The sequence below is a fragment of the Lysinibacillus composti genome (genome assembly GCF_016908465.1).
Classification (GTDB): domain Bacteria; phylum Bacillota; class Bacilli; order Bacillales_A; family Planococcaceae; genus Ureibacillus; species Ureibacillus composti_A.
In genome coordinates, this window is the sequence record NZ_JAFBDY010000015.1 from 59,312 (window position 1) to 81,495 (window position 22,184).

The following is a 22,184-nucleotide window of genomic DNA, read 5'->3' on the forward strand; positions in this document are numbered from 1 at the left end:
TATTATAATTACTATATATTGTAAATGTGTTGAATGAATGGGGGTTCCATATGCAAATAACTCGTTCCATGAATCGGCTTGATTTTGGTGAGCGTAAACGAATACGTAAAGAAACAGAAGAGGCTTACAACAAAACAAAGCAGTATTCTCTAGCCAATAAAAGCGAAATCTTGAATGCCTTACTAACCTTTATTACTGAAGGAACAGATGGAGGAATTAAGCAAGTAATTGAATCGAAAAAAGACTTAAATCACCCAACTTTGGCTACCCTCACCCAAATTCAAGAAACTAAATTACAAACTGCAAGTGATGAATTTCTAGGTGATGATGGTCTATTCGAATTTAATCGGTTTGAAATGGATGGACAAGAATCGAGACGATTTAATTTAGAAGCTAACCATTCCTCAATTTTTGCACAAACTGATCTTCATATTTATAATGAAGCCATTTCAAAGTATTCTTTTCAAATGGAACTAGCAAACTACGTGCTCGAAATGAATGGGTCACGATATAACTATAGTATATAACTTTAGTTTTTAACTTAACGGGGTGACAATGACAACTAATGCTAAGGCACAATTAATCCTCTTTTTATAAAAAGTCCTAGCGATTTGATAAAAATCTGCTATTATAAGAAATGAAATCGACATGAAATGGAATTTACTGGGGTTGTGATGATAGTGGCAAAACATAAAATACCTAAAACAAATGCTGTTCGTTTATTAGATCAACAAAAAATTGCATACAGCTTAATGGAATATGATACAACTGATCAACAAATAGATGGAGTGTCAGTTGCGAATAAAGTCGGACTCCCGGCTTCTAATGTTTTTAAAACGCTTGTGACGACTGCGGGAACGGGTAAGTATTTTGTTTTTGTCATCCCAGTTGGAGCAGAGATGAATTTAAAAGCAGGTGCGAAAGTAGCAGGAGAAAAGAAAATTGAAATGCTCCATGTAAAGGATTTACTAAGTACGACTGGATATATACGAGGCGGTTGTTCGCCAGTCGGCATGAAAAAGTTATTTCCAACATTTATTGATGAATCAGCCTCTGCACTTGATTACATCGTCGTAAGTGCAGGGAAAATCGGTATGCAAATTAAACTTAATCCGAATGATTTAAACCGCGTAACGAACGGTAAATTCGCACAACTAACAGTTTAGTTTCATAGATGAAGACTAACACTTAGTCAAATCACGGACGAAATGTCTATTAATGAATTAGTAAGGGGATCCATTCCTTTTAACATTTTGAAAGAAGGCTTTGTAATGAGAAAAGAATTAAAATGGCGTTGGCTGTTTTTCGTCGTAGGAATTGCAGTCATGTCATTTGGGGTAGCGATGACGATTAAAGGGAAGGTTGTAGGAACTGCACCTTGGGATGTACTGCATATTGGATTATTTCAAAGACTGGGTTTATCAGTTGGTTCTTGGGGAATTATTCTAGGATTGTGTATTATCCTATCGACATCTTTAATTTTAAAAGAATGGCCAAAGATTACAACATGGATTAATATGTTGCTTTGTGGTTTGTTCATTGACCTATTTAATTGGCTGCTACCAACTACCGATGTACTGATGTATGAAATAGCTTACTTTATATTCGGTGTAATTATTTTAGGTGTCGGTTGTGCTTTATATATTTCACCTAATTTAGGTGCTGGACCTCGTGACACTATTATGATCCTCATTGTTGAAAAGCTTGGGGGTTCGATTCGAATGGCCCGCTTAACGATGGAGTCTGTAGCAGCAATAATAGGATGGTTGCTAGGTGGTCCAGTAGGTATAGGAACAATTATCATTGCCCTATGTTCAGGATATATAATTCAAGCTGCACTACCATATTTCCAAAGATTATTGGAAAAGAAAATTGCTGGACCGGAATACGATAAAATATCTTCAAAACATACAAAACCACTAGCTAAAGAGGCATAACACTCTTTAGCTTTTTTTATTTAAAAAATTCCCAACACAAATTGTTTTATCCTAAATATCGAAAAAGTGGAGAGTATGCTAAAATCTAACTAACTTAAGTGAAAGGGAGATGGGGGACATGTCTAAAATATTAGATACATTTCTTAACGAAAACTTACAAGCGCTTCATGATCAAGGACTTTACAATGAAATCGATGCTGTTGAGGGCGCAAACGGACCGATTATCCAAGTGAATGGCAAAGAACTTATTAACTTATCTTCAAATAACTATTTAGGACTCGCTACAAATGAAGAGTTAAAACGAGTAGCAAAAGAAGCAATCGACAAGTATGGTGTTGGATCCGGGGCAGTTCGTACAATTAATGGTACACTTGACCTCCACGTAAAATTAGAAGAAAAGCTAGCGGAGTTCAAAGGAACAGAAGCAGCGATTTCGTATCAATCTGGCTTCAACTGTAACATGGCCGCAATTTCAGCAGTAATGGATAAAAATGATGCGATCCTTTCTGATCAGTTAAATCATGCCTCTATTATTGATGGATGCCGTTTATCTAAAGCAAAAATTATTGCGTATAATCATTCGGATATGGATGACCTTCGTGCAAAAGCGAAAGAAGCGAAGGAATCCGGTTTATACAATAAAGTCATGGTCATCACTGATGGGGTATTCTCAATGGATGGGGATATTGCAAAACTTCCTGAAATCGTACAAATTGCCAAAGAATTTGACTTGATTACGTATGTGGATGATGCTCATGGTTCAGGTGTTACGGGGAAAGGAAAAGGGACGGTTAAGCATTTTGGACTTGAAAAAGAGGTCGACTTCCAAATCGGGACACTTTCTAAAGCCATTGGGGTAGTTGGTGGATACGTGGCAGGGAAGAAAAACTTAATCGACTGGTTAAAAGTTCGTTCTCGTCCTTTCTTATTCTCAACTGCTAAAACGCCAGCCGATGTTGCAGCCATCATCACAGCATTACAAATGATTATGGATTCAACAGAACTACACGATCAATTATGGGAAAACGGAAACTATTTAAAAGCTGGTCTTAAAAAGCTTGGATTTAATATCGGTAATTCAGAAACACCGATTACTCCATGTATTATTGGAGATGAAAAATTAACGCAAACCTTCTCGAAACGACTTGTGGAAGAAGGGGTTTATGCAAAATCAATCGTCTTCCCAACAGTACCAAAAGGAACTGGCCGTGTTCGTAATATGCCAATCGCCGCACATACAAAAGAAATGTTAGACGAAGCTCTTGCGATTTATGAAAAAGTAGGCCGTGAATTAGGGGTTATAGAGTAGAGGAAATTAAAAAATTCGAACGCGAAATTGATGCGTTCGGATTTTTTTGTTTTAGAAATGTGAGTTATGCCAGTGGTAACACTGTATGTAAAGTAATCGCAGACGCTGGGTAAGTAGATGTTCTTCCGCTTTTATGCTGTTTTAACCAATTAGGCGAATGTGCATATGATAAAACGAAATGTGCTTTAGGTTCCGCCTTAATGTAATTCTACTATTATGAAAAGCACACAATGCTACTCGCGTATTGCTGTTTATTAACATACGGAAGGATGACGACTTGAGTGCAACAATAACAAAGTACTTTGGGCATGCAATGACTGGTCAAGGAATGAAAAATGTTTATCAAGACTTATTAAATGAATCATCAACTGTGTATTTTTTTAAAGGTCCACAAGGGTTTAAACTATCCTCGTTATTACAAGAAATTGGTGATAAGCATTTAGAAAAAGGTTTTGATGTGGAATTTTATTATGATCCTCTTTTTGAAAACACAGTAGAAGCAATCTTCGTTAGGTCTAAAAACACTTTATATCTAGGTGCAACAAATCCTTCAATTGAGCCCACTCTACTCGGCACACGAGACCAAATCATCTCCCTTTATGAATGCTTCAATAAAGAATATATTACTGCAAATGGTGAAAAAATCTCACAACTCGTGAAAGAATCTGAGAAATGGCATAATCAATGCTTTGGATCCCTTTCTTCTGCGCTACGAATTCATGATGATTGGGAAGTAGAAACTCAAAGACATATGGACTGGAAAGGTCTAAATGCACAAATTGGGACGTTCTTAAATGACTTGTTTGGTGCAATGGAATTAAACAAAGAAGGAACACTAACTCATCGCCTTCTAGGTACTTTAACACCAAATGGGGCTCGAGATACCCTACAAGATATTACGAAAAATTTAGAGCGTCGGGTTTTCATTAAGGGCTACCCTGGTACAGGTAAATCTTCATTGATGAAAAAAATTGCAAAAGATGCGTTAGCTCGTGGGTTCGACGTACAAATGGTATGGTGTGGACTTGATTCAAAATCAATCGATATGGTCATCTTACCAGAAATTAAATTCTGTATTTTTGACAGTACTGAGCCCCACGTATACTTCCCAGATGAATCCCGAAAAGGGGATGAAATCTTTGATATCGCTAAACATTGTAAATTAACTGCTGTGGAAGAGAAAAACATAATGGAGATCGTCAGCCAATATCGTAAATCCATGAACAATGCCATTGAATATGCAGGACGCTACGCAAGCGCAATTAAGGAGCTTCGCCAGCTTGTGGATGATGCAATTGTGGAAAACGAGTGGGAAGTCCGCACTGCCTCTTTATTGAATGAAATCTAGGTTTTGATGGACCGTGGTTTTATAGCAAGTGGAGAGGACTTATGAGCACTCAGAGCCTATTATGAGCAAAATTATATTAGTACGATATTAAAAAATCAGCTGAAAGGAATTGAGATCCTTTCAGCTGGTTTCATTAATGAGATTGTTCGAATCTCGACACTTCATTTTGTTAATATCGGCCCAACTTGTGAAGATATCGCCTCATTTTGTGACAAAATCGGCCCAACTTGTGACAATATCACCCCTAAATGTGAACTTATCGCTCTCTTATCATCAACTATCAACTTAAAATCCACTTCCTCAAACTAAATCTTATCTTTCTCCAACTTTTACCCATCTACCTGTTTGGCTAGACTCTCTTACTGCATCGAGGACAAGCATGACTTCATAACCGTCTTCAGCTGGAACAAGAAGCTCGCTATCATTAATCACAGCAGTAATAAAACGCTCTACAATATCCGTAACTTCTACTACACTTTGTGGAAGTAAGTCAGGGTAGTTTACGACCGTTTTCTCTTTCGTGCCAAGTTCAACAGCAACCGCACTTGATTCACCGTATAACGTGATCGTTCCTTTTGTTCCATAGAAAATTGTCATGCGATCACTTTCACCAAGGCTTGTTCTACTAGTAATCAGTGTTCCAGTAATGTTGTTCGTATGTTTTAATATCACGATTCCGTTATCGTCCATCGTTTCACCAGGATTAAACACATTGAACAAATGACCGAACACCTCTGTTATTTCTTCACCAAGAATATAGCGCATTAAATCAATGCGGTGGGAACCTACTTCACCAATCGCATTTTTCCATTCCTCCTCAATTCCTGGCTCTGGTCGTGTTGGGTTACCTAAAAGTGTTCGATAAGTTAAAATATCGCCAATTTCACCGCGTTCAATTAATTCCTTTGCCTTTTGATGTGGGCGATATAGTCGTTGGTTATGAGAAATCATTAATTTATAGCCAGTTTTTTTCGCTGTTTCCACCATGAGCGCCGCTTCCTCTGCCGTTTCTGACATTGGCTTTTCCACAAGTACATGCTTCTGATGTTCTAGCGCCGCAACTGTAATTTCACAATGTGAATCTGGTGGGGTACAGATAATTACCGCATCGACATGTTCATCCTCGTAAATCTCTTGTAAGGATTCGTAAAGCTTGCAATGATATTGTTCGGCTATTGTTTTTGCTTTCTCGATTGTTCGATTATATACACCATAAAGATGAGCATTCTCGCTTTCAACTACACAAGGAATATGTCTAGATAGCGCAATACTACCTGTACCAATTACAACTATATTTAACATGACCACAGCTCCTTCTATCTTTCATATAAAAATGACTAGATTAATCGACTAATATAAAATATACCAATTGAAATACTCTGATTCTATGATTGTTTGTGTACTAAGTCCTAATTACTAAAATCTCTCCTTGTTATTAGTTTAATAATAATTTAATATATTTAGAATAATTACTCTACATTATATTCTAATGAGGTTGACAATTTAGTAATTTAGATATATTCTGATTAATCATATCATATTAGTTGGATTATCGTCGAAAATATCGACCGGTAAGGAGAAGATGTATGCTTGAGTTTCAAAATATTTCAAAAATCTATCAATCTAAAAATAAACAGGTAGTCGGTGTTGATAACGTATCTCTAACTATACATAAAGGTGACATTTTTGGAATTGTTGGATATTCCGGAGCAGGGAAAAGTTCTTTACTTCGTTGCGTTAACTTACTTGAAAGGCCAACAAGTGGGAAAGTACTCATTGATGGAGTTGACTTAACTAAACTTTCTAGTAGTAGACTACGAACTGCTCGATTAAAAATCGGGATGATCTTCCAACATTTTTATCTTATTAGTCAAAAAACAGTAGGGGAAAATGTTGCATTTGCGTTGCGCGCTGCAAAGACGCCAAAAGATAAAATCGAATCACGTGTCAATGAACTGCTTGAAATGGTTGGCTTAACGGATAAAAAAGACGTGTATCCTGGGCAACTTAGTGGTGGTCAAAAACAACGTGTTGGGATTGCAAGAGCACTCGCAAACAATCCATCAATCTTACTTTGTGATGAAGCGACATCCGCACTTGACCCCAAAACGACACTTTCTATTTTGCGGTTGTTGAAAAAGATTAACAAACAACTTGGGATTACGATTGTTTTGATCACACACGAAATGGATGTTGTGAAAGAAATTTGTAATCGAATGGCCATTATGCAAGATGGCCGTGTCATTGAAGAAGGCCATGTTTATGACATATTCGCACAACCGAAAGAACCTTTAACACAAGAATTTATCAATAGTGTGGTTTCTTTTGACATCCCTTCTGAAATTTTAAAGGATGTAAAAGGGCAAATTATCAAAATTCTATTTAAAGGCGAAGTGGCAGGAGAAGGCGTCATCTCTGACACGATGCAACGTTTTGACGTTAAAGGGAACTTCTTACACGGTACGATTGAGTATATTCAAGAGCGACCACTTGGTATTTTCATTATGGAATTAAAAGGTGGACAAGCAGCAGTGAAAGAAGCAATCGGCTACATGGAACAGCGTGGCGCAATCGTGGAGGTGGTAGAAAGTGTTTGATTTCGCTTATTTCGTCAGCATGCTACCAGATATTTGGAAGGCATTTAAAGAAACGTTAACGATGATCGGGATTGCACTGTCAATCTCACTTGTTATTGGTTTACCATTAGGTATTTTGCTATTCGTAACAGATAAAGGATTATTTTGGGAAAATCGACTAATTAAAAATATTTTCGGGTTTGTTGTAAATTTAGTTCGCTCCATTCCTTTCATTATTTTATTAGTTGCGTTGTTCCCACTAACGAAATTAATTGTAGGTTCAACAATTGGTCCTGTTGCAGCGAGTGTTTCATTATCTGTAGCTGCAATTCCGTACTTTGCTCGTCTAGTTGAGTCGTCGTTACGTGAAATTGATAAAGGTGTAATAGAAGCAACGATTGCAGTTGGTGCTACACCTTGGATGCTGATTAAAGATGTTCTTATCCCAGAAGCAAGAACTAGTATTATTCGAGGGGTCACACTAACGGTTATTAGTTTAGTCGCATACTCTGCCATGGCAGGTGTAGTAGGTGGCGGTGGAATTGGGGATTTAGCGATCCGCTTTGGCTATTACCGTTATGACAATACAATTATGGTTTCAACTGTCGCTATTTTAATAATTCTTGTTCAATTAATTCAATTGGCTGGCGAACAGTTCGCAAAATCAATCGACAAACGTTAAAAGGAGAGACAAACATGAAGAAGTATTTATTAGCACTTCTTACACTTGCATTAGCTGTAGTATTAGCTGCATGTGGCGGTAGTGAAAAAGAGACGTCGACTTCAAATGATGAAGGAAGCGCTCCAGAAGCAAAAAAAGAAATCAAATTAGGGGCTACAGCTGGTCCTTACAGTGATATGTTAACAAAAGCAATCATTCCTCAGTTAGAGGAAAAAGGTTATACAGTTGAATTAATTGAATTTGGTGACTACATTCAACCAAACATCGCATTAGACAATGGTGACATTGATGCGAATCTTTTCCAACATACAATTTACTTAGAAACATTTGAACAACAAAATAACATGGACTTAGAACCATTAATTATCGTGCCTACTGCTCCAATGGGCTTCTTCTCTGAGAAGTTTACTTCTGTTGAAGAAATTGCTGACGGTGCAACAGTTGCACTTCCGAATGACCCATCAAATGCGGCACGTGCACTTTCATCTTTACAAGAACAAGGTTTAATTGAATTAGACCCTGAAATCGATCAATTAACTGCATCTGAAAAAGATGTTGTGAAAAATGATAAAAACTTAGTGTTCCAACCTGTTGAAGCTGCATCATTACCACGTCAAATTGAAAGTGTTGATATCGCAGCAGTTCCTGGAAACTTTGCTTTAGCAGCTGGTTTAGATTTAATGGATGCAATGTTCTTAGAAAACATGCCTGATCAATACCGTAATACTGTTGCGGTAAAAGCAGAAAATAAAGATAGCCAACTTGCAAAAGACCTTAAAGAAATCGTTGAATCTGCAAAGTTTGAAGAAGTAATCGATGCAGAATTCGAAGGTTTCGGTAAACCAGAATGGATGGTAAACCGTTAAGCGGTATACTTAACATTGGATGAATAATCAAAACGAATTCACTCAGAGCGTATTACGTTTTAGTGAATTCGTTTTTTTATTTGCTGAAGTGGAGTAGTTACCGGTCATAATTTGGATTGTATAGGACATTTATTTTCCTATAAGACATTTTTTGAGTTTCTACTATGTCGTCACTTTCAGATTTAAGTATTCACCTCTAATTAAAAAAGGGGACACTAGATTTCACATCTAGGTCCCCATATTAAACCTTATTATTTATTCACAGTCGAAGCAGATTTAAATATCCCAAGCTTCTCAATGCGTTGTACAGCTTCTCTTAGTCGCTCTTCACTTACTAATAAACCTACGCGAATATAGCCTTCACCGTATTCACCAAAGCCGTTACCAGCAGCTACAGCTACATCTGCCTGATCTAATAATAAATCGGCGAACTCTTGGCTTGTGTAGCCCTCAGGAACGTTTAGCCATGCAAAGAATGAACCTTTTGGAGCTAAGATGTTCCAACCAATGCGTTTTGCTTCTTCTACAAGGACGTTTCGTCTGCCTTCATAGATAGCACCTTGTTCATCTACACATGTTTGATCCCCATTCAGTGCCTCAATTGCTGCATGTTGAACAGCAGGGAAGATACTGCAGAAGAGATGATCCTGAATTAAGTTAATGGCTGCGATCATGTCTTTATTTCCTACAGCAAAGCCTACACGCCAACCTGCCATATTGTATGTTTTGGATAATGTGTAAAGCTCAATCCCGACTTCCTTCGCTCCTTCAGCTTGCAGGAAGCTCACTGGCTTGTCACCGTCAAATCCAAAGGCACCATAAGCAAAGTCATGTACAACGGCAACTTCATTTTCTTTAGCAAACTGTACTGTGTCGTTGAAAAATTCTAAGTTTGCTGTACCGCCAGTTGGATTGTTCGGATAGTTCAAATACATTAACTTTATGCGTTCTTTCACTTCATCTGATAAATTCTCGTAAACCGGCAAGAAGTTATTTTCCTCAAGAAGTGGCATCGTATCGAAGTTTACATCGCCTAAAACAACACCGGACAAATAATCGGGATAGCCTGGGTCAGGAAGTAGCATATGGTCTCCAGGATTTAAAATTGCCATGGGAAGCTCCACTAAGCCGATTTTCGAACCACCGATAATCGCTACCTCTGTATTTGGGTCAATATCCACGTTGTATTCACGTTTGTAAAAGTCGGCAGCTGCTTCTTTGAACTCTTGTATGCCCTGGAATGGGGAATACTTATGTGTTTGTGGATCCTCTGAAGATTGCTGAAGTGCTCTAATAATATGGGCTGGGGTTGGACGATCTGGATTTCCTTGTCCTAAGTTAATAACATCGCGTCCCTCGGCAATGGCAGCATTGACTTTGTTAACAAGTGCTGCAAAAAATTGTGTAGGGAGTTTCTGTAGCTTATTTGAAAAGTTCATGTTGATTCCTCTTTTTCCAATTTAAGTTTTTCCTCATTCTATCAAGCTAGTTTACCTAGCTATAATTCTATACTTTTGCAATGATTTCAGAATATAATTACAATTAGATATATGTAACAAATAATATTACTTTTACGATTAAATGTCTAGGGGAGTGGTCGGAATGAAAATTGGATGTATTCAATTAAATGTAGGTTTCGGAAAAGTAGAGGAAAACTATGAACGTGCTGAGAGTTTTATCCGCGAAGCTGCAAGTCGTGGGGCAGAACTTATTGTACTTCCGGAAATGTGGAATACGGGTTACGCACTTGAAAAATTAGGTGAATTAGCAGATGAAAACGGAGAACGTACGAAAGCATTTCTAAAGAATTTAGCACGTGAATTAAACATACATATCGTCGGTGGATCGGTTGCTACAAAACAAGGCGATAAATTCTTTAACACGATGTACACATATAATCGTGAAGGTGAGCTTGTCGGAGAATATAGTAAAGCGCATTTATTCCGTTTAATGAATGAAGACCAATATCTCGAAGCAGGCGATGGGATGAATCGTTTTGCATTAGGTGATATTGAAGCAGGTGGAGTGATTTGCTACGACATTCGTTTCCCAGAATGGCTTCGTGCACACGCTTTAGACGGTGCCAAAGTTTTATTTGTTCCCGCACAATGGCCAACACCACGGATTGATCATTGGAAAACTTTATTACAAGCTCGCGCGATTGAAAATCAATGTTTTGTTATTGCAGTTAACCGAATTTCACGCAAAGTTGAAAACTTCAATGGCCAATCAATGATCATTGAACCTTGGGGCGAAGTGCTTTGGACAGGCGCAGAAGACGAAGAACTTGCGATTATTGATGTAGACTTCTCGATAGTGGATGAAGTGCGTGGTCGCATTCCTGTGTATGATGATCGTCGTCCAAATCTTTACGCTAGCGTTGTAAAGGAATAACGTGTCCGTCATTGGGGATTTAATTGTAAATTGAATTTTTAGACTATTTACAAAAAATTTACGCTATCTCATGCAACAAATGAATCATTTCACATACACTAAACACGACCTCTTGGGGCTGTCAGGCAGCTTCGGGAGGTCTTTTTGTTTATGTTTTTTGTGGAGTGAGCCGTAATAACTCCATTATTTATCTGCCTTTTCACAAACTAACATGAGTTTTTAACATCTTTCCACTTCAATATCCAAAAACTTCTATTGCCGTCTCACTTGTCTCATTTTAAAATGAATACAGGAACGTGTGTTCGAATATAATAATACTATGATTTTGGAGGTGTGAGTGATGTACGGAAATGCACTTAACGAATTTGAATCTAACTTGGGCAACGCAAATGATTTTGCGATTTATGAAAATGCACCGAATCGGCCGATTATTTGTATTGATATGCGTTGCTTCTATGCAAGCTGTATGGCAATGCTTGAAAATCTAGACCCGCTACAAGTGCCAATCGCAGTGGTTGGAAACTTTCAAAACAAGGGGAGTATTGTGCTTGCTGCATCGCCGCCGATGAAAAAACAATTTGGTATTAAAACAGGCTCGCGACTATTTGAAATTCCAAAACACCCCGATATTAGGCTGTTTGAACCGAAAATGGAGTTTTTCGTTAAAATGTCGATGGAGATTACGAATTTAATTAATCAGTTTGTCCCAAAAGAAGCGATTCATGTCTATAGCATTGATGAAAGCTTTGTTGATTTATCAGGCACCGAAAAACTTTGGGGACCACCTGAAGTAACAGCAAAATTCATTCAAGAAAGTATTTATCGTCAATTTCAAATTCCAAGTGCAGTCGGGATGGGACCGAATATGCTCATGGCAAAGCTGGCTCTTGATTTAGAGGCGAAAAAAGATGGATTTGCTAGATGGACGTATGATGATGTCCCCAAAAAATTATGGCCCATTGCACCACTATCGGAAATGTGGGGAATTGGCCGTCGCACAGAACGTACATTGAACAATATGGGGATTTTTAAAGTAGGAGACCTTGCTCATGCCGACTTAAAAACATTAGAAGAGCGTTTCGGTATTATGGGCAATCAGCTATATCACCATGCATGGGGGATTGATTTATCGCCTCTTGGTGCACCACTTGCCCAAGGACAGATTAGCTTTGGAAAAGGGCAAGTATTAATGCGTGATTATCGAAGTCGTAGTGAAGTTCTCGCTGTTCTTCTTGAAATGTGTGAAGATGTGGCAAGAAGAGCCAGAGAAGCCTTTCAAGTTGGTCGAACGATTTCATTTGGTTTGAGCTATAGTCGAGACGCATTTGGCGGAGGTTTTCTTCGCTCTCGTACAATCGATGAGCCAACAAATGATACGATGACCATTTATAAAGTATGTAAGCAATTGTTAGATGAGCATTATGCAGAAAGACCTGTTAGACAATTGTCGCTTAGTATCTCAAACTTAGAGTCAGAACGCTCCATGCAGCTAAGTTTATTTGATCATAAAAAATGGAGACGACGAAAACTTGGTGCCACAATGGATTCCTTGCGCACTAAACATGGGTCAACAGCTATATTGCGTGCCGTCTCCTATACAGATGCTGGTACTGCAGTTGCGCGGGCTCAATTAGTAGGCGGTCATAAGAAATAACGATTACGACCTTGTGGGAAAAGACGAGGAAATGACCGTTCTGAAAGACAAGAGGTGATGGTAAATGATTCGAGACCGTGGAAATATTAAATGGAATGCCATGATGCTTCCTGAACATGTCAAAATGCTACGCGAATGGCACGCACAGGATAATTATGTACAAAAACCTGAGCTTGATGAATGGGCATTACAAGAGCTTAGTGACCAATTACAAATTGCTTATGAAAATAAACTAGAAGTGGAACTCAGTGTTTGGGAAGAAAAACATCTTTTTAAAGCAACAGGAGTTATTGCGAAGATAAATGGTTACAATTCAACACTCTATTTTGAAGATGGACGAAAGTTTAATTTACACACAATTTATGGTGTGGCTTTTACAATCTAAATGTTGGAGATTAAGACAACCTAAATTAATGGATTTATAAAAACTAGCCAAGCTTAAGTGAAATGACCTAAGTCTTGGCTTTGCAATGGAAAAAGATGTTTAAACATTATAATGTTTCTTTAAAAAATCTAAAAATAAATTAACATGTCGTAAATTTTCAACATAAGGATTATAGTATAAACTTGTCTCACGATAATAGATAGATTCTCCAAATTCATTCAAGGAAATTTTATATAAGTCTTCTCCTTCTATGCTGATACCGGGTAGCACTGCAATACCAAGATTATATTTCACCATCTCTTTACATGTAGCAGCCATATCTGTTTCAATGCTTGGACGAATAGGTTGTTGGAAATTAGCGCGCCACCATTTATCAATCATATGACTTAATGAAAGATCGGTTTTATAAGTGATAAAGGGTAATTTAGGAATATCCTCTTTTTTAAACGGAGTTTTTGATACGACAAATAATTCTTCCTTACAAAGTGTATATTTTTTTGCATTCAAAGAATAATTTCCACGAATAATTGCTAAGTGTATATCCTCCGCGTTTAGTGCTTCTTTAATTTCACTACTCCATCCCGTTTTTAGTTGTATATAAATTTTTGGGTAAAGTTCTTTAAAATCATTCAAGATTTTTGGAAGGTGATACAACGAGAACAAACCAGAAGCACCTATTGAAATGGTTCCTTGTGTATCTTCAGTTAGGTTCGCTAATTGATCCACTAGTAATCTTTCGTTATGTAATATTTGCACTGCATGTTCATATAAAATTCGGCCTTCCTCCGTAAAATCAATCCCTTTTGATCCTCTGACAATTAATTCTATTTTATATTTTTTTTCTAGCTGTTTAATACGATAGGTAAGCGCAGGTTGTGATATGTATAGATTATTCGCTGTATGAGTAATATTTTTCGTCTTATACAAATCTATTAACAATTGGCAATCATTTAAGTTCATAGAATCAACCTTTCTATTTGAAATAAAAGATTTTTATAGGTAGTGAGGAAAACTATCTATTTTATTTATTAGAATTTATCATATATTCTGAAAAAAGAGCAATATAAAACGCTTTCAATACTTGTTCAAAAAAAGGAGGAGGTCAATGTTAGCTACTTTAGGGTTTACAATGATTATTGTATTTACCTATCTCATCATGAGTAATCGTCTATCACCAATTGTTGCATTAATAACAGTACCTATCATTTTTGCTTTGTTTGGGGGATTTGTTTCGAATCTTGGTGACATGATGTTAGATGGAATGAAGCAAGTATCATCAACGGCTGCATTATTATTATTCGCCATTTTGTATTTTGGCGTAATGATCGATGCGGGTCTATTTGATCCATTTATAAGGCGCCTGTTAACGGTTGTAAATGGAGATCCAGTGAAAATTGCAATGGGAACAGCAGCATTAGCACTAGCTGTTGCATTAGATGGAGATGGTACAACAACGTACATGATTACAGTGTCTGCATTACTACCATTATATTTAAAGATTGGTATGAATCCATTAATATTAGCAACCATAGCAATGTTATCTTTAAGCGTGATGAGTGGCATGACACCTTGGGGAGGACCTGCAACAAGAGCGATTGTAGCAACTGGTGTAGATCCATCTAAATTTTTTGTACCACTAATTCCTCTAATGATTATTGGGGCTATATGGGTGCTGTTAGTAGCTTACTTTTTAGGTAAGAAGGAACGTAATCGAGTAGGGCTTCAGAAGATTTCAATAGATCATGTAATTCATACTGGTGAGAAAGATGTAGTTAAACCAACTCTACTTCGTTGGTGGACAAACTTAGTATTAACAGCCGCTGTAATGGTAGTCCTGGTAAAAGGAATTTGGCCGCCTTCTGTTATTTTTATACTAGGTTTTGCCATTGCGTTAATGATTAACTTCCCAAAAAATAAAGTTCAAAAAGAAATTATCATGAAGCATGCTGGGAATGCATTAATCGTTACGGCACTTGTTTTTGCTGCAGGGGTTTTCACAGGAATCTTATCAGGAACGGGGATGGTAACGGCGATGTCAAATGCCCTTATTTCATTAATTCCCGATTCTTTAGGTTCCCAATTACCATTAATTGTAGCTATTACAAGTATGCCTTTTACATTTGTCATGTCAAATGATGCTTATTATTTTGGTGTACTGCCTGTTTTGGCAGAAACAGCCACATCATTTGGAATAGATCCAATTGAAATAGCGCGGGCGTCTGTACTTGGTCAACCCGTTCATCTCTTAAGCCCATTAGTTGCTTCGACTTTTTTATTAGTCGGGATGATTTCAAAGGAATTAGGTGAATATCAAAAATATGCATTTATTGGGTGCTTCTTAACGTCGATTGTGTTAATTCTAGCTGCAGTCATTACAGGAGCAATTAGTGTTTAACGATAGGGAGGGGATTCAATGCGCACAATTTACCCTATTGCGACAGTAATAATTGTTGCAATGGTAGGTGTAGCAATTTTTCAACTACTTTCCTTTCCCATGCCTTGGATGTTAGGTTCATTATTTGGTGTCCTGATTACGCAACTGTTATGGAAAGTTCCTATGAAATGGCCTGTCATTATGCGAAATATTGGATTGCTTATAGTCGGTACGGCCATTGGACAGCTTTTTACTTTAGATTTTTTAGTTGCAATGAAAGATACACTGTTATTTATGTTATTATTTAACGTCATTTTAAGTGTATTTTGCCTTGCGTTAGCATATGGCCTACAAAAGTGGGCACAGATTCCATTCGCCACAGCATTAACAGCTAGCATTCCTGGTGGTTTATCTCAGCTAGTTGTTTTTGCGGAAGAGCAGGAAGAAATTGATGTTGCAGTTGTAACATTTTTTCACGTCATTCGTGTACTTTTTGTAGTCGGTTTAATTCCGATTATTGTTTCACTAACTGATAAAGTACCAGGGGCAATAGACTCCGGCACCACAAATTTAGTTCATAACATCATCTTAATTTTAATTGGTGCCATTGTTATACCGGTTGGAAAGAAATTTAAATTGCCTGTACCTCATTTTTTAACGCCTGTCATTTTAGGACTTTTATTGAGTCTAATTAAAATAGACATAGAACCTATCAGTAATAATTTATTGCATATAGCACAGCTTTTTATTGGTGCATATATAGGTTTACTTCTACATCCAAAGTCCTTACGGTTACCAATTCGTGTATTAATTGGTGGTATATGTAGCGCCATTTTATTATTAATATTAACTTTCTTTATTGCTAAAGGAATGGTATTAGTCTTTGATATGGATTTTGCTACAAGTTATTTGAGTACGGCTCCAGGTGGAATGGATCAAATGGGACTAATCGCCACAGCCTTACAAGCCGATGCCACACAAGTAACGATTTTTCAGTTATTTCGCATGCTGTTTATTTATATTGTAATTTTACCATTGTTAAAGTGGAAATTGCTCAAGGTATAAAAAGTTTTTATGGCAATAAATAAAAAATGAATATTTTATTTATTCCACAGAGTTTTTTATAGTTATCGTAACAACAGGAAGGGGAAATGATTTATGTCAAAATATGATGTAGTTATTGTAGGTGCGGGGAATGCAGCGTTATGTGCAGCTATTTCTGCAAAAGAACAGGGGAGCTCAGTTCTAGTATTAGAAAAAGGACCAGTAGAAAAACGGGGAGGAAATTCATTCTTTACAGATGGTGCAATACGTGTAGCATACCAAGATTTAGATGCTATTACTAAAGTGATAGATTTAGATCAAGAAACAATTAATAAAATTGAAATGCCAGTGTACTCAGCGCAAGACTTTAATGATGACATTATGCGCGTTTCAAAAAATCAAAGTAAACCAGAACTAATACGTCAATTAGTCACTCAATCGTTCCCAACTATTGAGTGGATGAAATCGCATGGTGTTGAATTCGAGCTCAATTATGCAAACCAATCATTCGAAAAAGAAGGGAAAGTTCATTTCTGGGGCGGCCTGCCAATTAAAACAGTAGATAAAGGGATTGGCTTAATGCGTAGTTTATTTAATCGCTGTGAAGAACTAGGTATTGATGTATGGTATGAAAGTGCGGCAACAAACATTGTAACGGAAAATGAGGCGGTTGCGGCAATTGAAGTTCAAACAAAAGATGGACTGAAAACGGTAAAATGTGAAAGCGTTGTTTTAGCATGTGGAAGTATTGAAGCTAACCAAAAGAAACGTGCTGAGGCTTTAGGAGAAGAGTGGAATGAAGCATTAGTTCGCGGCACGGAATTTAACACAGGTGATGGAATCGAAATGGCCGTAGCAATTGGAGCTCAAACATTCGGCCAAGTAAATGGATGTCATGCGATTGGTACAGATGCAAATGCACCACGCGTTGGAGATTTCCAAAAACCTGGTGATATCTATAAAAAACATTCATACCCTTATAGTGTGATGGTTAATGTGGAAGGGAATCGTTTCGTAGATGAAGGCGCAGATTTCCGTAACTACACATATGCAAAATACGGTAAGGAAGTATTAAAACAGCCGAAAAATATTGCGTATCAAATTTATGATGCAAAAGTTCGTCCAATTTTACGTGCGGAGTATGACTTAGAAGAAGCGACTGTATTTGAAGCAACAACATTAGAGGCGCTTGCAGACCAATTAGATATTAATAAAGAACAATTTTTACAAACAATTGCAGAGTACAATGCAGCAGTACAAGAAGGTGAGTTTAATCCTTCTGAAAAAGATGGAAAAGGTACAAAAGGGATTACACCATCAAAATCCAACTGGGCACAAACAATTAGCGAAGGACCTTTCTACGCTTACCCTGTTACATGCGGAATAACATTCTCATTCTGGGGCTTAGCGACAACTCCAGAAGGTGCTGTATTAAATAAATCAAACGAAATAATTGAAGGTTTATATGCTGCTGGAGAAATGATTGGTGGTATTTTCTATGAAAATTACCCTGGTGGTTCAGGTTTAATGTCTGGTTCAGTATTTGGAAAATTAGCTGGGGCAGCAGCTTCAAGACATGCTCAAAAAGTAAAATAACACTTTTAACTCATGTATTGTTTAAACACAAGGTAATCCCTCTACCTTGTGTTTTTTTATTGAAGATAGGGGAGTGTCTAATAGTAAAAGATGGCCATCCGCCTGGAATGGAAATCATTTTTCAAATGCGAAAATCCACCATTTTGAAATGATGGACAAAATGATGGATTTCCACATATAAGACAGCCTCATGACATCATTAAAAATTTGAACTTAGGTTAAAAAGGTGATATCGATTATTGAAAGAGTAGGGTTTTTACAGTTTCGTTAGCGATATCATTGTGTGATGATTGCTCTAGCTTTTCTAATACATAAAATGTAGAAGGGCTGTATTGAACGGATTCTTGATTTAATAAAATGGATTTCATTGATAAAATGAAACTTATTTTTTCTTGTTCAGTAAGAAACATAATCTCAAAAGATTGTTATATTAATTGGTATTTTATCCTCTTTAGTCGAGCTAATACAAAAATAATAAAACATTAAATAATTAAATATTAGATTTAATTATTGCGAAGTTTTAAGGATTAATCAAAAATAGGAGGGAAAGTGGATGGCTCATTTCAGTCGAGTCATCCACTTTTTTTACATGTCTAGAATACGTTGCATATGATAGATTGAAACCTCAAGGAGCTTTGATGTTAAACAAATTTGAAAATAATATTGTGTTTTATAAATGAACACAGTATAATTAATTTCAATTTAACAGCCGTATATCAACGTTTGTGGCAGTTTTTGTGTATTTTTGAGGAGTACAATTGTTTTTCAACAGAGGAGGGTGCAGAAATGAAAAAAATAATCGTGACGGGGGCATTAGGTCAGATTGGTTCTGAACTGACAGTGATGTTAAGTGAGTTATATGGTCAGGAAAATGTATTAGCAACTGATATAAGAAAAGTGCCAAATACAGTGGGACCTTTTGAAGTGTTAGATGTAATGGACGGTAAACGAATGTATGAATTAGCCAAGAATTTTGGTGCAGATACAATTATTCATATGGCAGCATTACTTTCTGCAACAGCAGAAAAAAATCCACAGTTTGCTTGGAATTTAAATATGGGGGGACTCATGAACGCGTTAGAAGTTGCACGTGAGTTAGACTTACAATTTTTCACTCCAAGTTCAATTGGTGCATTTGGTCCTACAACACCAAAGGACAATACACCGCAGGATACGTTACAAAGACCAACGACTATGTATGGGGTTAATAAAGTAGCAGGGGAGCTACTTTGTGATTATTATTTCACTCGATTTGGAGTCGATACAAGGGGAGTTAGGTTTCCAGGATTAATTTCATATGTAACGCCTCCCGGTGGTGGGACGACTGATTATGCGGTAGAGATCTATTACAAAGCGATAGAGGAAGGACGCTACACCTCTTATATTGCTGAAGGGACATACATGGATATGATGTATATGCCTGATGCATTACAAGCCATCGTTGATTTAATGGAAGCAGATGGTTCAAAGTTGAAACATCGTAATGCATTTAATATTTCGGCAATGAGTTTCGAACCATCTCAAATCGCAAAAGAAATTCAAAAACAAATTCCATCATTCAAAATGGATTATGATGTAGATCCTGTACGTCAAACTATTGCTGATAGTTGGCCAAACGCGATTGATTCATCCGCAGCAGTAGAAGAGTGGGGCTTTAAGACTCAGTTCGATTTAGAAAAGATGACGATTGATATGTTAGATCAATTAAAACGAAAATTGAATAAAAGAGCAATTTCATAAAATACGTTCTGTTAAAGTACTTTGTTGATTTCCGTTACAGCAAGACGCTTATCGAGGGCTAAGCCTGAGCCTCCTCGGCTTGCTTAGGCAAGCCTGTGGGGTCTCGACTTTCTCGCTATTTATGCAGTCAGCTTTGCTCTGTAGCGAAAGGCAAAGCTGACTGCTAAACATGCCGCCTTCACTTCAATCAACAATTGATGTAATTATTAACAGTGAATGATAACAGATTCAATCCGTAATAAAAGGCAAGGGAATAGAAAAATATCCCCTAGCCTTTTTTCGCTTTTTTATTTACTTAACAAGTGCTGTCTTTGAGGCTTTTACAAGTGTTTCAATAGTTGCCCAATCGTTATTCGCTAAGCTATCTACGATTTTACTACCAACAATGACACCGCTACAATATGAACCAAAATTCTTCACTTGTTCAGGTGTTGAAATACCAAAGCCAGCTAAGACAGGGGTATCTGTATAAGTTTGAATCGTTTTAAAATGTTCGGCAAGATCTTTTTGGAATGAAGAGCGAGCCCCTGTAATCCCATTTACCGTTACTGCATAAATAAAGCCTTCACTTGCCTTTGTTAATCGTTCAATACGTTCTGGTGTACTTGTTAATGAAACAAGTTGGACAAGGTCAATCCCTCCATTTTTTAGGGCAGGATGGACAATATCACGTTCTTCAAGAGGCATATCTGGAATAATGACGCCACGGATTCCAGCTTTTTTAGCATCAATAGCAAATTTTTCAGTTCCATATGCAAGAATTGGGTTAAGATAAGTCATTGCTACAAGCGGAACAGTAATTTGTTCGGCAAAGCTTGAAAGTGTTTCGATAACCTTTCGTAAAGTCGTACCTTCTGCTAATGCGCGTTCACCAGCAGCTTGAATCGTAGGACCATCTGCAACAGGATCTGTAAATGGAATCCCAACCTCAATTGCAGTTACACCTAGCTCTTGTAACTTAAGAATCGTTGGTTGTAAGTTTTCTAAACCACCATCGCCCGCCATAATGTAGGGAACAAATGCTTTATCGCCTTGAGCTGTAGTAGCAAGTACTGCTTCTTTTAATTGACTCATCCTAAATCACCTCCAAATGCCTCGTGAAATGTATGCACGTCTTTATCTCCACGACCTGATAAACAAACCACAAGAATCTCATCTTTTGACATTGTTTCTGCTAGCTTAGAAGCATAATAAACTGCATGTGCACTTTCTAACGCAGGGAGAATGCCTTCAGTGCGGCAAAGCAACTTAACACCTTCTAATGCTTCTTCATCTGTTACAGTACCGTATGTTGCGCGGCCGATTTCATGAAGATAGCAGTGTTCTGGTCCAACACCAGGGTAGTCAAGGCCTGCAGAAATAGAATGTGCTTCTTGAACAAAACCGTCTTCATCTTGTAATAAATACATAAAAGCACCGTGTAGGACACCAGTTTGCCCGCCTTGAATTGCCGCAGCGTGTTTACCTGTTTCGATTCCTTTTCCGGCAGCTTCCACACCGATTAAACTGACGTCTGAATCCTCAACAAACGGGTAAAACATTCCAATTGAATTACTTCCGCCACCAACGCAAGCGACAACCGTATTTGGAAGACGATTTTCTAATGCTAAAATCTGTTCTCTTGTTTCATCACCAATCACACGCTGGAAGTCACGAACGATTGTAGGGAATGGGTGAGGGCCCATTGCTGAACCTAAAATGTAATGAGTGTCTTCAATATTTGTTACCCAGTGGCGAAGCGCTTCGTTAACAGCATCTTTTAAAGTGGAAGAGCCAGAATCAACTGAAACTACTTTAGTACCAAGTAACTCCATGCGGAAAACGTTTAACGCTTGTCGTTTGATGTCTTCAGCACCCATATAGACGATACATTCTAAGTCTAGTAATGCACATGCTGTTGCCGTAGCCACACCATGTTGTCCTGCACCGGTTTCAGCTACAATCTTTTTCTTACCCATACGTTTTGCAAGTAATGCCTGACCAAGAGCGTTATTGATTTTATGTGCACCAGTATGATTTAAATCTTCTCGTTTTAAATAGACTTTTGCACCGCCACAGTGTTCTGTTAAACGTTCCGCAAAGTAAAGTGGTGTTTCGCGACCTACATAATTTTTTAAATAATAACGAAGTTCGGTTTGGAAATCCTCGTCGTCTTTATATTGATCATAAGCTTCATCTAGTTCCTTTAAAGCTGTCATTAATGTTTCTGGAACAAATTGACCACCAAATCGGCCAAATCGACCTTTTACAGTTGTTGTCATGTAATTTTCACTCCTTTT

21 protein-coding genes are annotated in these 22,184 nt (G+C 37.5%); 15 read left to right on the top strand and 6 right to left on the bottom strand.

What is annotated here, in order from left to right; translation table 11 throughout:
• Nucleotides 1-50 precede the first annotated feature (50 nt).
• The 5 genes from JOD29_RS14540 to JOD29_RS14560 all read left to right on the top strand — a co-directional run bounded on the left by JOD29_RS14540 (nucleotide 51) and on the right by JOD29_RS14560 (nucleotide 4,594).
• Nucleotides 51-527, top strand: coding sequence for a hypothetical protein (locus JOD29_RS14540; RefSeq protein ID WP_124763535.1), 477 nt, complete (start codon nucleotides 51-53; stop codon nucleotides 525-527).
• Between the two features lie 147 nt (nucleotides 528-674).
• Nucleotides 675-1,166 carry a Cys-tRNA(Pro) deacylase gene (ybaK, locus tag JOD29_RS14545; RefSeq protein ID WP_239585739.1) on the top strand — a complete coding sequence of 164 codons (492 nt, stop codon included), beginning with the start codon at nucleotides 675-677 and terminating at the stop codon, nucleotides 1,164-1,166.
• Nucleotides 1,167-1,271: 105 nt separating this feature from the next.
• The gene (locus JOD29_RS14550; protein WP_124763533.1) at nucleotides 1,272-1,937 is read left to right on the top strand and encodes a YczE/YyaS/YitT family protein; all 666 of its coding nucleotides are present in this window, start codon (nucleotides 1,272-1,274) and stop codon (nucleotides 1,935-1,937) included.
• Nucleotides 1,938-2,055: 118 nt separating this feature from the next.
• Nucleotides 2,056-3,246 (top strand): glycine C-acetyltransferase, encoded by a 1,191-nt coding sequence (locus JOD29_RS14555; protein ID WP_124763532.1) that lies wholly within the window; start codon nucleotides 2,056-2,058, stop codon nucleotides 3,244-3,246.
• A gap of 277 nt (nucleotides 3,247-3,523) precedes the next feature.
• Entirely contained in the window at nucleotides 3,524-4,594 is a 1,071-nt protein-coding gene (locus tag JOD29_RS14560) for a nucleotide kinase (protein WP_239585736.1), read from the top strand.
• Nucleotides 4,595-4,906: 312 nt separating this feature from the next.
• Here JOD29_RS14560 and JOD29_RS14565 read toward each other — a convergent pair whose 3' ends face one another.
• Nucleotides 4,907-5,896, bottom strand: a complete 990-nt coding sequence (locus tag JOD29_RS14565) for a Gfo/Idh/MocA family protein (protein WP_124763531.1) — start codon at nucleotides 5,894-5,896, stop codon at nucleotides 4,907-4,909.
• A 284-nt stretch (nucleotides 5,897-6,180) separates the two neighbouring features.
• On the opposite strand from JOD29_RS14565, the gene JOD29_RS14570 reads away from it, so the two are divergent.
• Genes JOD29_RS14570 through JOD29_RS14580 form a run of 3 tightly spaced genes read left to right on the top strand, consistent with a single transcriptional unit; the run spans nucleotide 6,181 to nucleotide 8,718 of the window.
• Entirely contained in the window at nucleotides 6,181-7,191 is a 1,011-nt protein-coding gene (locus tag JOD29_RS14570) for a methionine ABC transporter ATP-binding protein (RefSeq protein WP_124763530.1), read from the top strand.
• A gap of 19 nt (nucleotides 7,192-7,210) precedes the next feature.
• Nucleotides 7,211-7,852 (top strand): methionine ABC transporter permease, encoded by a 642-nt coding sequence (locus tag JOD29_RS14575; protein WP_124763590.1) that lies wholly within the window; start codon nucleotides 7,211-7,213, stop codon nucleotides 7,850-7,852.
• 14 nt (nucleotides 7,853-7,866) lie between these two features.
• Entirely contained in the window at nucleotides 7,867-8,718 is an 852-nt protein-coding gene (locus JOD29_RS14580; RefSeq protein WP_124763529.1) for a MetQ/NlpA family ABC transporter substrate-binding protein, read from the top strand.
• 251 nt (nucleotides 8,719-8,969) lie between these two features.
• Here the strand turns inward: JOD29_RS14580 and JOD29_RS14585 are convergent, their stop codons facing one another.
• Nucleotides 8,970-10,157: a pyridoxal phosphate-dependent aminotransferase gene (locus tag JOD29_RS14585; RefSeq protein ID WP_124763528.1), complete on the bottom strand. Its 1,188-nt coding sequence runs from the start codon at nucleotides 10,155-10,157 to the stop codon at nucleotides 8,970-8,972.
• Nucleotides 10,158-10,320: 163 nt separating this feature from the next.
• Between JOD29_RS14585 and JOD29_RS14590 the strand changes: the two genes are divergently transcribed.
• The 3 genes from JOD29_RS14590 to JOD29_RS14600 all read left to right on the top strand — a co-directional run bounded on the left by JOD29_RS14590 (nucleotide 10,321) and on the right by JOD29_RS14600 (nucleotide 13,151).
• Nucleotides 10,321-11,112 (top strand): carbon-nitrogen family hydrolase, encoded by a 792-nt coding sequence (locus JOD29_RS14590; protein WP_124763526.1) that lies wholly within the window; start codon nucleotides 10,321-10,323, stop codon nucleotides 11,110-11,112.
• Nucleotides 11,113-11,512: 400 nt separating this feature from the next.
• Nucleotides 11,513-12,766: a Y-family DNA polymerase gene (locus tag JOD29_RS14595; protein WP_124763589.1), complete on the top strand. Its 1,254-nt coding sequence runs from the start codon at nucleotides 11,513-11,515 to the stop codon at nucleotides 12,764-12,766.
• 64 nt (nucleotides 12,767-12,830) lie between these two features.
• Nucleotides 12,831-13,151, top strand: a complete 321-nt coding sequence (locus JOD29_RS14600; RefSeq protein ID WP_124763524.1) for a YolD-like family protein — start codon at nucleotides 12,831-12,833, stop codon at nucleotides 13,149-13,151.
• Nucleotides 13,152-13,250: 99 nt separating this feature from the next.
• Here JOD29_RS14600 and JOD29_RS14605 read toward each other — a convergent pair whose 3' ends face one another.
• Complete coding sequence (locus tag JOD29_RS14605) at nucleotides 13,251-14,111, bottom strand: LysR family transcriptional regulator (protein ID WP_124763522.1); 861 nt, start codon at nucleotides 14,109-14,111, stop codon at nucleotides 13,251-13,253.
• Between the two features lie 145 nt (nucleotides 14,112-14,256).
• Between JOD29_RS14605 and JOD29_RS14610 the strand changes: the two genes are divergently transcribed.
• The 3 genes from JOD29_RS14610 to tcuA all read left to right on the top strand — a co-directional run bounded on the left by JOD29_RS14610 (nucleotide 14,257) and on the right by tcuA (nucleotide 18,165).
• On the top strand, nucleotides 14,257-15,546 hold the full coding sequence (locus JOD29_RS14610) for a CitMHS family transporter (RefSeq protein ID WP_124763520.1): 1,290 nt from the start codon (nucleotides 14,257-14,259) through the stop codon (nucleotides 15,544-15,546).
• 18 nt (nucleotides 15,547-15,564) lie between these two features.
• A complete protein-coding gene (locus JOD29_RS14615) occupies nucleotides 15,565-16,590 on the top strand; it encodes an AbrB family transcriptional regulator (protein ID WP_124763518.1) in 1,026 nt (341 codons plus the stop codon).
• 93 nt (nucleotides 16,591-16,683) lie between these two features.
• Nucleotides 16,684-18,165, top strand: a complete 1,482-nt coding sequence (gene tcuA, locus JOD29_RS14620; protein ID WP_124763516.1) for an FAD-dependent tricarballylate dehydrogenase TcuA — start codon at nucleotides 16,684-16,686, stop codon at nucleotides 18,163-18,165.
• A 236-nt stretch (nucleotides 18,166-18,401) separates the two neighbouring features.
• On the opposite strand, the gene JOD29_RS14625 is transcribed toward tcuA, so the two are convergent.
• Complete coding sequence (locus JOD29_RS14625; RefSeq protein WP_239585737.1) at nucleotides 18,402-18,575, bottom strand: hypothetical protein; 174 nt, start codon at nucleotides 18,573-18,575, stop codon at nucleotides 18,402-18,404.
• A gap of 376 nt (nucleotides 18,576-18,951) precedes the next feature.
• On the opposite strand from JOD29_RS14625, the gene JOD29_RS14630 reads away from it, so the two are divergent.
• Nucleotides 18,952-19,905: an L-threonine 3-dehydrogenase gene (locus JOD29_RS14630; RefSeq protein WP_124763514.1), complete on the top strand. Its 954-nt coding sequence runs from the start codon at nucleotides 18,952-18,954 to the stop codon at nucleotides 19,903-19,905.
• A 291-nt stretch (nucleotides 19,906-20,196) separates the two neighbouring features.
• Here JOD29_RS14630 and trpA read toward each other — a convergent pair whose 3' ends face one another.
• Together trpA and trpB are read right to left on the bottom strand one after the other, a co-directional pair.
• The gene (gene trpA, locus JOD29_RS14635; RefSeq protein ID WP_124763512.1) at nucleotides 20,197-20,979 is read right to left on the bottom strand and encodes a tryptophan synthase subunit alpha; all 783 of its coding nucleotides are present in this window, start codon (nucleotides 20,977-20,979) and stop codon (nucleotides 20,197-20,199) included.
• A complete protein-coding gene (gene trpB, locus JOD29_RS14640) occupies nucleotides 20,976-22,166 on the bottom strand; it encodes a tryptophan synthase subunit beta (protein ID WP_124763510.1) in 1,191 nt (396 codons plus the stop codon). Before trpB ends, trpA begins: the two co-directional genes overlap by 4 nt.
• Nucleotides 22,167-22,184: the final 18 nt, after the last annotated feature.

Excerpts from the sequence above, each read along its gene's own strand:
- JOD29_RS14600 (WP_124763524.1), top strand. The coding sequence starts at position 12,831 with ATGATTCGAGACCGTGGAAATATTAAATGGAATGCCATGATGCTTCCT.
- JOD29_RS14615 (WP_124763518.1), top strand. The coding sequence starts at position 15,565 with ATGCGCACAATTTACCCTATTGCGACAGTAATAATTGTTGCAATGGTA.
- JOD29_RS14550 (WP_124763533.1), top strand. The coding sequence starts at position 1,272 with ATGAGAAAAGAATTAAAATGGCGTTGGCTGTTTTTCGTCGTAGGAATT.
- JOD29_RS14555 (WP_124763532.1), top strand. The coding sequence starts at position 2,056 with ATGTCTAAAATATTAGATACATTTCTTAACGAAAACTTACAAGCGCTT.
- JOD29_RS14565 (WP_124763531.1), bottom strand. The coding sequence starts at position 5,896 with ATGTTAAATATAGTTGTAATTGGTACAGGTAGTATTGCGCTATCTAGA.
- JOD29_RS14590 (WP_124763526.1), top strand. The coding sequence starts at position 10,321 with ATGAAAATTGGATGTATTCAATTAAATGTAGGTTTCGGAAAAGTAGAG.
- trpA (WP_124763512.1), bottom strand. The coding sequence starts at position 20,979 with ATGAGTCAATTAAAAGAAGCAGTACTTGCTACTACAGCTCAAGGCGAT.
- JOD29_RS14585 (WP_124763528.1), bottom strand. The coding sequence starts at position 10,157 with ATGAACTTTTCAAATAAGCTACAGAAACTCCCTACACAATTTTTTGCA.
- JOD29_RS14575 (WP_124763590.1), top strand. The coding sequence starts at position 7,211 with ATGCTACCAGATATTTGGAAGGCATTTAAAGAAACGTTAACGATGATC.
- ybaK (WP_239585739.1), top strand. The coding sequence starts at position 675 with ATGATAGTGGCAAAACATAAAATACCTAAAACAAATGCTGTTCGTTTA.
- trpB (WP_124763510.1), bottom strand. The coding sequence starts at position 22,166 with ATGACAACAACTGTAAAAGGTCGATTTGGCCGATTTGGTGGTCAATTT.
- tcuA (WP_124763516.1), top strand. The coding sequence starts at position 16,684 with ATGTCAAAATATGATGTAGTTATTGTAGGTGCGGGGAATGCAGCGTTA.
- JOD29_RS14570 (WP_124763530.1), top strand. The coding sequence starts at position 6,181 with ATGCTTGAGTTTCAAAATATTTCAAAAATCTATCAATCTAAAAATAAA.
- JOD29_RS14580 (WP_124763529.1), top strand. The coding sequence starts at position 7,867 with ATGAAGAAGTATTTATTAGCACTTCTTACACTTGCATTAGCTGTAGTA.
- JOD29_RS14625 (WP_239585737.1), bottom strand. The coding sequence starts at position 18,575 with ATGTTTCTTACTGAACAAGAAAAAATAAGTTTCATTTTATCAATGAAA.
- JOD29_RS14610 (WP_124763520.1), top strand. The coding sequence starts at position 14,257 with ATGTTAGCTACTTTAGGGTTTACAATGATTATTGTATTTACCTATCTC.
- JOD29_RS14540 (WP_124763535.1), top strand. The coding sequence starts at position 51 with ATGCAAATAACTCGTTCCATGAATCGGCTTGATTTTGGTGAGCGTAAA.
- JOD29_RS14605 (WP_124763522.1), bottom strand. The coding sequence starts at position 14,111 with ATGAACTTAAATGATTGCCAATTGTTAATAGATTTGTATAAGACGAAA.
- JOD29_RS14630 (WP_124763514.1), top strand. The coding sequence starts at position 18,952 with ATGAAAAAAATAATCGTGACGGGGGCATTAGGTCAGATTGGTTCTGAA.